We start from the raw sequence: 5,403 nt of genomic DNA on the forward strand, positions 1-5,403 counted from the left end.
CCCTTTGCCGCAGGCAAAGGGATCTGACCCCATGTCTTGCCTTCGGATGGCGGGTTACCGCGGCTTGGCCGGCGGCGGGTTGTCCCGCACCCATTCCCTGCGTTCGTCTGAGGTCATCTGCGACCAGCGCTCGCGCATGGCATCGCGCTGGGCCGGACTGAGGTCACGCATCTGGCCGAACAACGCCCTGGCCTGCTCGCGCTGCTCCGGGCTCATGTGTTCGAAGCGGCGCAGGCCGCGGCGGGCCTTGTCGCGCTCTTCCGGGCTCATCGACTGCCAGCGCTGGCCGTGCGACAGCATGCGCTGGCGCTGCGCGGGATCGGCGCCGTTCCAGCGGTCACGCAGCGGGGCCAACAGCGCTTCGCGTTGGGCCGTGCTCAGCTGTTCCCAGTTCGGCAGCGGCGCGGCAGCAGGTGCCGGCCGCGCGGCAGGCGCCGGCGCGGTGGCCTGCGCCAGTGCCGATGCAGCGGGCAGCAGGGTCAGGGCGATCAGCAGGGGCAGGGAGGGGTATCGCAGCATGGTTCACTCCATCGCCAGGTCGTTGTCGCCCAGCCACAGGTACAGATCGGGATTCTCGTCGTACAGCACGCCATTGTCTTCTTCCGCAGCGACGATCGGCGTGCTGATCGGGCCCTGATGATCGCCCGGACCGACGAACTGGACGCCGATGCCCAGCGCGATCACCAGCGAACAGGCGCTGGCCAGCCACCAGCGCCAGCGACCGGCGTGCGCCGCACCGGCGTTGTGACGGGCACTGCGCAGGCGTGCCAGGGTGGCCGGCGACAGCGCCTGCAGCGACTGCGCGTGCAGGCTGCGCAGGGCGTCATCGGAAGGCAGGGGGCGGTTCACGGGTGCATCTCCAGTTGATTCTGCAGCGCCTGTCGGGCGCGCGCCAGATGGGTCTTTACCGCGCCTTCGCTGCAGCCCATGGCGCGGGCGGTGGTGGCCCCGTCCAGGTCCTGCAGCACGCGTAGGGTGAATGCCTCGCGCTGGCGGGCGGGCAGGTCGCGCAGTGCCTGCACCAGTTGCTGGTACTGCTGGCGCTGCTCGTGCGCCTGCGAGGGGTCCGGGCCGGGGTCGGCCCAGTCGATCTCGCCACCGTCGGCGTCCTGGTTGTCGCGCCAGAACGGCAGGCGGAAGCGGCGGCGGCGCTGCACGTCGATCACCCGCCGGCGCAGGATGCTCCAGAACAACGGCGCCCACTCGGCGGCCGGCTTGTCGGCGTAGTCCAGCATGCGCAGCAGCGCGTCCTGCACCGCATCCAGCGCGTCATCACGCTGGCGCAGGCCGGCCTCGGCGAAGCGGAAGGCGCGCGGCCCGACGCTGGCCAGGAACGCTTCCAGCGAGGCCGGAACGGTGTCGGCATCGGTGGTTGAGGGGACAGGGCTGCTCACCAGCACAGGGTACGGTTCCTCGGCAGGGGTCACCATCGACAACGCGTGAGCGCGGCCGTGGTTGACCGGAACGCGCGCAGGGTTCAGCCCGTGGTTATGATGGGGCGACGAAGACAGAGCAGGAGCGTTGCCGGTGAGTGACGGGTTCGTGGCGCTGTACATCTTCATGCTGGCCGCCATTGCCGGCCACGTGATCATTTCCCGGGTCCCGGTGATCCTGCATACCCCGCTGATGTCGGGCTCCAACTTCATCCATGGCATCGTGCTGATCGGCGCGATGGTGGTGCTGGGGCACGCGCAGACGCCGTTGGAGAAGGTGCTGGGGTTCATTGCCGTGGTGCTCGGCGCCGGCAACGCAGCCGGTGGCTATGTGGTCACCGCGCGCATGCTGGAAATGTTCAAGCCGAGCGTGCGCAAGGCCGGCAACGATGAACCGAAGGAGCCGCAGGCTTGAACATCAGCACCGTCGAACTGCTCGATTGGCTGGTCAAGGCCAGCTACCTGGTCGCCGCCACCCTGTTCCTGCTCGGCCTGCAGCGCATGGCCTCGCCGATGACCGCGAGCAGCGGTATCCGCTGGGCGGGGCTGGGCATGCTGCTCGCCACGGTGGCGACCTTCTTCCTGCCCGAACTGCACAACGTGCCGCTGATCCTGGTGGCACTGCTGCTGGGTGCCGGCCTGGCCTGGTGGTCGGCGGGCAAGGTCGCCGTCACCGACATGCCGCAGATGGTCGCGCTGTACAACGGCATGGGCGGCGGCTCGGCGGCCGCCATCGGTGCGGTGGAACTGCTGCGTTATGCGTTCCTGGCCAACCGCGATACCACCCACTGGAGTGCGCAGGCGCTGGCCGATCTGGCCGCGCGGCAGCCGTCCGGCACGGTGCTGGTGCTGGCGGTGGTGGGCGCGGCGATCGGTGCGGTGTCGCTGTCCGGCTCGGTGATCGCCTGGGCCAAACTCGATGGCCGCCTCGACAAGCGCGTGACCTGGCCGGGCCAGCAGGTGATGAACCTGCTGGTGGCGCTGGCCGTAGTGGTGCTGGGCATCATCGCCGCCAGCACGCTCAGCACCTGGGCCATCGTTGCCTTCTTCGTGCTGGCGCTGGCGCTGGGCGTGTTGATGACGTTGCCGATCGGTGGCGCCGACATGCCGGTGGTGATCTCGCTGTACAACGCGTTCACCGGCCTGGCGGTGTCGTTCGAAGGCTACGTGCTGGGCAACGAGGCGTTGATCATTGCCGGCATGATGGTCGGCGCAGCGGGCATCCTGCTGACCCGGTTGATGGCCAAGGCCATGAACCGGCCGATCCGCAACGTGCTGTTCTCCAACTTCGGTGGTGGCGCCGGGGGTGAAGCACAGGCGATTTCCGGCTCGCAGAAGCCCATCGAAGCGGCCGACGTGGCGGCGATGATGGGCTTTGCCGAACGCGTGGTGATCGTGCCCGGTTATGGCATGGCCGTGGCCCAGGCCCAGCACAAGATCTGGGAGCTGGCGCAGCGGCTGATCACGCGCGGGGTGAAGGTCAAGTTCGCCATCCACCCGGTGGCCGGGCGCATGCCCGGGCACATGAACGTGCTGCTGGCCGAAGCAGGGGTGCCGTATGACCTGATCGCGGACATGGATGACATCAATCCCGAGTTCGCCACTACCGACGTGGTGCTGGTGATCGGTGCCAACGACGTGGTCAATCCGGTGGCGCGCACCGATCCGGCCAGTCCGATCTACGGCATGCCGGTGCTGGACGTGGTCAACGCGCGCAACGTGGTGGTGATCAAGCGCGGCAAGGGCACCGGCTTTGCGGGTATCGAGAATGCGCTGTTCTACGCCGACAACACCCGCATGCTGTACGGCGATGGTGCAGAGGCGGCGGCGTCGCTGGTCAGCGAACTGAAGGCGCTTGACGGCGGGCATTGAGGGTTGGGGTTGGATCCCTTTCCGCAGGAAAGGGCTCTGACCCCGGATCCAACCACCCCATCCACGCATGGCGTGGATCTACCAGGGCATCACCGGCGCGATCAACGCGCCAGCCAGGCGCCTACGGCGACGCCCACCGCCAGCCACAGCCACTCGACCACGCCATTGGCCAGGGTGATCAGCGTCCAGGCCAGGTGCGGGCCCATCCGCAGCGAGGCGTCCCAGGGGTTCAGGCCCATCGATCCGCCCATCCAGGCACTGGCGATGGCCCAGTTCGAGATCGCGGCCACCAGCAGCGTACCCAGCACGACCAGGGCGATACGCAGCTTGCCGGGACCGAGCGTGCCCAGGCGCAGCATGAACACCAGTTCCAGGGCGGTCAGTACCGCCATCCAGCCGACGGGACGGCCGGTGAACAGGGCGATCAGCATCCAGGCGAGGGGGGCGGTGGCCAGCGCCAGCAACAACATGAAGGGCCAGAGCCAGGTAACGGTCCTGGCGCGTGCGGCATTGGAGGACATCGAAGCTCCTGAAGGTCGCCCACAGGATACTGTGGTTTGCCGCAGTGCACCGGCGAGGGCGGGGCGCCTACGCTAGAATGGCCGCTTGCGTGGCTTATGCCGCAGCCCCATATCGGTCCCCATGTATTCCCGTAGCAGCGAACCTGTCCACTTCGAACGCGATTGCGAGGCCGTGATGGTCCCGCAGGGCGACACTGTGACCCTGCCCGCCGGCAGCTATGGGTACATCACCCAGGCGCTGGGTGGCAGTTATTCGGTGTTCGTCGAGGGCAATCTGTTCCGCATCGCCGGCAAGGATGGCGATGCCATCGGCAAGGAAGCGCCGGCACCGCTGGAACTGCCCGACGATGCCAGCGACGAGCAGGTCGAACAACTGGTCTGGCAGCAGCTCCGCACCTGTTTCGACCCGGAAATTCCGGTGAACATCGTCGAACTGGGCCTGGTCTACGAGGTGGAGATCAAGCACTTGGACGAAGGACAGCGCGAGATCGACGTGAAGATGACCCTGACCGCGCCTGCGTGCGGCATGGGCGACATCCTGGTCGACGACGTRCGCAGCAAGCTTGAAATGATCCCGACGGTGGCCGAGGCCGACGTCGAGCTGGTCTTCGATCCGCCGTGGAACCAGCACATGATGTCCGAGGCCGCGCGCCTCGAAACCGGCATGCTTTGACCCACGGCCCGCAGTGACGCGGGCCCGGCATTACCCGCAACCAGAACAGGAAATCTCCGGTGTCCCAGTCCATTCCCAGCTTCGCCGTCACCCGTTCGGACCACCCGCGCAGCGCTGAAGAGCGCGCCCAGATCCTGGAGAAGCCGGGCTTCGGCCTGCACTTCACCGACCACATGGTGGAAGTGCGCTGGGACAAGGATGCCGGCTGGCACAACGCCAGCGTGCGCGCCTATGGTCCGCTGCAGCTGGACCCGGCCGCGGCCGTGCTGCACTACGGCCAGGAGATCTTCGAGGGCATCAAGGCCTACCGCCATGCCGATGGTTCGATCTGGACCTTCCGCCCCGATGCCAACGGCCGTCGCCTGCAGCGTTCGGCGCAGCGCCTGGCGTTGCCGGAACTGCCGGTGGAGATCTTCGTCGAATCGCTGAAGCAGATGATCGCCGTCGACAGCGCCTGGGTGCCGTCGGCCGATGAGTCGAGCCTGTACTTCCGTCCGTTCATGATCGGCGACGAAGCCTTCCTCGGCGTGCGCGGCGCGCACAAGGCCGGTTACTACGTGATCGCCAGCCCGGCCGGCCCGTACTTCGCCAAGGGCGTCGCCCCGGTGTCGATCTGGCTGTCCACCGAGTACGCGCGTGCGGCCAAGGGCGGCACCGGTGCGGCCAAGTGCGGTGGCAACTACGCCGCGTCGCTGCTGCCGCAGCAGAAGGCGCAGGCACAGGGCTGCTCGCAGGTGCTGTTCCTGGACCCGGTCGAAGGCAAGTATCTGGAAGAACTGGGCGGCATGAACGTGTTCCTGGTCTACAAGGACGGCACCCTGGTCACGCCGGAACTGTCCGGCAGCATCCTCGAGGRCATCACCCGCGAGAGCATCCTGCAGCTGGCCCGCGACCGCGGCATGAA

At 67.6% G+C, this 5,403-nt stretch carries 8 protein-coding genes; 4 read left to right on the plus strand and 4 right to left on the minus strand.

The window, feature by feature from the left end:
* Window positions 1–54 precede the first annotated feature (54 nt).
* The 3 genes from AB4Y84_RS11940 to AB4Y84_RS11950 are packed head-to-tail and all read right to left on the minus strand — an operon-like array spanning window position 55 to window position 1,430.
* The gene (locus AB4Y84_RS11940) at window positions 55–519 is read right to left on the minus strand and encodes a DUF3106 domain-containing protein (protein ID WP_363729957.1); all 465 of its coding nucleotides are present in this window, start codon (window positions 517–519) and stop codon (window positions 55–57) included.
* 3 nt (window positions 520–522) lie between these two features.
* A complete protein-coding gene (locus tag AB4Y84_RS11945) occupies window positions 523–849 on the minus strand; it encodes a hypothetical protein (protein ID WP_059066081.1) in 327 nt (108 codons plus the stop codon).
* Window positions 846–1,430, minus strand: coding sequence for an RNA polymerase sigma factor (locus AB4Y84_RS11950; RefSeq protein ID WP_313251978.1), 585 nt, complete (start codon window positions 1,428–1,430; stop codon window positions 846–848). Before AB4Y84_RS11950 ends, AB4Y84_RS11945 begins: the two co-directional genes overlap by 4 nt.
* Before the next feature lie 97 nt (window positions 1,431–1,527).
* Here AB4Y84_RS11950 and AB4Y84_RS11955 point away from each other — a divergent pair, with 97 nt between their 5' ends.
* Both AB4Y84_RS11955 and AB4Y84_RS11960 read left to right on the plus strand, forming a co-directional pair.
* The gene (locus tag AB4Y84_RS11955; protein ID WP_223494292.1) at window positions 1,528–1,848 is read left to right on the plus strand and encodes an NAD(P) transhydrogenase subunit alpha; all 321 of its coding nucleotides are present in this window, start codon (window positions 1,528–1,530) and stop codon (window positions 1,846–1,848) included.
* Window positions 1,845–3,305 (plus strand): NAD(P)(+) transhydrogenase (Re/Si-specific) subunit beta, encoded by a 1,461-nt coding sequence (locus AB4Y84_RS11960; RefSeq protein WP_025877971.1) that lies wholly within the window; start codon window positions 1,845–1,847, stop codon window positions 3,303–3,305. The genes AB4Y84_RS11955 and AB4Y84_RS11960 overlap by 4 nt, the downstream gene beginning before the upstream one ends.
* Before the next feature lie 101 nt (window positions 3,306–3,406).
* Here the strand turns inward: AB4Y84_RS11960 and AB4Y84_RS11965 are convergent, their stop codons facing one another.
* Entirely contained in the window at window positions 3,407–3,826 is a 420-nt protein-coding gene (locus AB4Y84_RS11965) for a hypothetical protein (RefSeq protein ID WP_025877973.1), read from the minus strand.
* 121 nt (window positions 3,827–3,947) lie between these two features.
* Here AB4Y84_RS11965 and sufT point away from each other — a divergent pair, with 121 nt between their 5' ends.
* Together sufT and AB4Y84_RS11975 are read left to right on the plus strand one after the other, a co-directional pair.
* Complete coding sequence (gene sufT, locus AB4Y84_RS11970) at window positions 3,948–4,499, plus strand: putative Fe-S cluster assembly protein SufT (protein WP_025877975.1); 552 nt, start codon at window positions 3,948–3,950, stop codon at window positions 4,497–4,499.
* A gap of 59 nt (window positions 4,500–4,558) precedes the next feature.
* On the plus strand, window positions 4,559–5,403 hold an 845-nt coding region (locus AB4Y84_RS11975), incomplete at its 3' end, for a branched-chain amino acid aminotransferase (RefSeq protein WP_442250181.1).

This window comes from Stenotrophomonas sp. 2YAF22 (assembly GCF_052114665.1).
Classification (GTDB): Bacteria; Pseudomonadota; Gammaproteobacteria; order Xanthomonadales; family Xanthomonadaceae; genus Stenotrophomonas; species Stenotrophomonas indicatrix.

Coding starts and splice junctions, on each gene's coding strand:
- AB4Y84_RS11940 (WP_363729957.1), bottom strand. CDS start 519: ATGCTGCGATACCCCTCCCTGCCCCTGCTGATCGCCCTGACCCTGCTG.
- AB4Y84_RS11950 (WP_313251978.1), bottom strand. CDS start 1,430: ATGGTGACCCCTGCCGAGGAACCGTACCCTGTGCTGGTGAGCAGCCCT.
- AB4Y84_RS11965 (WP_025877973.1), bottom strand. CDS start 3,826: ATGTCCTCCAATGCCGCACGCGCCAGGACCGTTACCTGGCTCTGGCCC.